The sequence below is a fragment of the Chimaeribacter californicus genome, assembly GCF_002858675.1.
Taxonomy (GTDB): Bacteria; Pseudomonadota; Gammaproteobacteria; order Enterobacterales; family Enterobacteriaceae; genus Chimaeribacter; species Chimaeribacter californicus.
This window is the reverse complement of sequence record NZ_PJZF01000050.1, coordinates 1-2105: the sequence shown is the minus strand read 5'-3', so window position 1 is coordinate 2105 and position 2105 is coordinate 1. Positions and strand designations below refer to the sequence as shown.

At 51.7% G+C, this 2105-nt stretch carries 2 protein-coding genes; both read right to left on the bottom strand.

Annotation, left to right across the window (positions count from 1 at the left end):
* A partial coding sequence (locus tag CYR55_RS22625; RefSeq protein WP_101818557.1) for a hypothetical protein occupies window positions 1–1511 on the bottom strand: 1511 nt, incomplete at its 3' end.
* 372 nt (window positions 1512–1883) lie between these two features.
* The coding region (locus tag CYR55_RS22620; protein WP_206604063.1) for a hypothetical protein at window positions 1884–2105 on the bottom strand (222 nt) is incomplete at its 5' end.

Here is a 2105-nt window from a genome sequence, read left to right as displayed (position 1 = left end):
TCACCGGTAACGAAACCGGCTTTGCCTGGGTTTTCATCGCGGGTGTAGCACAGCACGTCATAGGTGGAGAAGGTCACGCCCTGCTTGGTAAAGGCGTGGCAGACACCAGTCGGCACTTCGTAAACCTTGATGCCATTGAACAGGGTGCCCACGAAATGCACATACGGCACCTGGGTGTAGTTTTCAGCCGGGGTGAACATGGCCGGCGGCAGCATTTTGAAGAACAGCGCTGCATCAGAGCCGGCAAACATGCCGGAAGAGCCGCTGCTTTGGGTACGCTCTGCGATGTCGCGGAACACCTGCTGAATTTTGGACTTGAAGATCAGGCTCCATACGTCCCAGTTGGTGTCCTGCGGGATCGCCAGGTCGAACGTGTCAGCGTTAATGGTGCGGCGGATCATGATGCGCAGGCGCAGCATGTCGATCTCGTGGGACAGGTAATCTTTCAGGGTGCGGTATTGCAGGCTGCCCAGGTCGATACCGAATTCACGTTGGGCGTCATACGCGGCCATCACAGAATGCTCTGCTGCCAGGGCATATTGGGATGGTCGGACAGTCCACTTTTTCATTTCCTGGTTGATAAGTGGGATCAGGTTCGGGGCTGCCTCGATGTTGATCTCGACTTCAGCCTCCAGCTTGGTGCCGGACTCCGGTGCAACAGAGAAGGTCAGGGTGATCTGGCCTTTGGTGTAATCCAGGGAGGAGGTCAGGGATACCGCGGTGCCGGCAGCATTCGCATAGGAGTGCAGCAGGGTGCCTTCACCGTTATCTTCCGGGGTCGGCTCATTACCGATGTACAGCACGGTACGACCTTTACGGATCGGGATGTCCTGGCCTTCAAAGTCGGAAATCTTGAAGGTGAACACTTTAGTCGTGCCATCGCCCAGGGTGCGCAGCACGTAGTTGCGGCGCATCTGGGAATAAGCGCCCACGCTCTGCATGTCCAGCTTGTCACCGATCGCGTAATCGCCAAAGGTGGTACCGGCTACGTTGAAAATCTCGTAGATGTTGGACTCATCACGCGGTACCGGGATGAAGGTACAGGCATCGCCAGTCTGCGCGCCCAGTGTAACCGGCAGGATCATCGCCAGGAAAATAGCCTGGTGCATGATACCGTCCTGGCCACTCATCATCTCAGTGCTCACGCTTTCCAGCATAGACTGGTTAATGCTCTTCTGGCCAGACTGATTGCCGCGCTTTTCTGCCATCAGGCAGTTTTCAAGGGTCTGGTGACATGCGGCCAAAACATCTTCACGCGGCGCGCTTTTATGCTTCGCTGCATAGTCCGCATAAGCCGCGCCCCAGGCGGTAACAATTTGGGAGACGGCTTCAGGATTCACGCCCTCAAAGATCGGCTCCTTTTTAGCTGCTTCCAGCATGGAGTCACGACGCTCTTCAGCGCTTTTGATAAAGCCGTTCTGGTTGAACTGGGCTTCGGAGACGATGCGGGTTACACGACGCGCACGCTGGGAGATGTCAGCGATATGCTGTTGGTACTCTTTATTACTCATTAAACCAAGCCTCTTATGTTGTTAATCGGCTCGATGGTAAGGAAAGTTACATCTCCTATCGGATGTTTAGGATTAAATTTTTTTGGAAAAGAAAAAGGCACCCGAGGGTGCCTTTTGAAGGAGTTCAATAAGCCTTATATAAGTTTTATTGAGTTGAAGAAAGATTATTTTAATGTTTTTTAATATTAAAAAACATTGGTTCACCGCTAGCCTAGCTGGCCATGACATCGGTATAAGAAAAAGGCATCAGTGACGCCTTTTGAAGAGATCCATCATAAAAGAGAATTATACGGACTCTTAACACAAGGAAAAGGCGCTTTAGCAGCGCCTTTTGAGCCAGAAACGAGGTTTTAGCTTTTACCGGTTAATTATTTAGGATTGTGCTGCAACCCTAGATGATTGTCCAGTAGCCCCACCGGCCGCACCGTTCAATTTATTTACGCTTAGATTGTGATCGTTGATGGTGGCCAGCAGTACCCGCGTTTTTTCCACGTAATCAGGATAATCATCGTAGGTTCCGTAATAATCCTTCCAGTCGATTTTGTTTCGGCCAGTTGCTTTCCATGCAGTGAATGCGCCATTGTCTACGGCGAA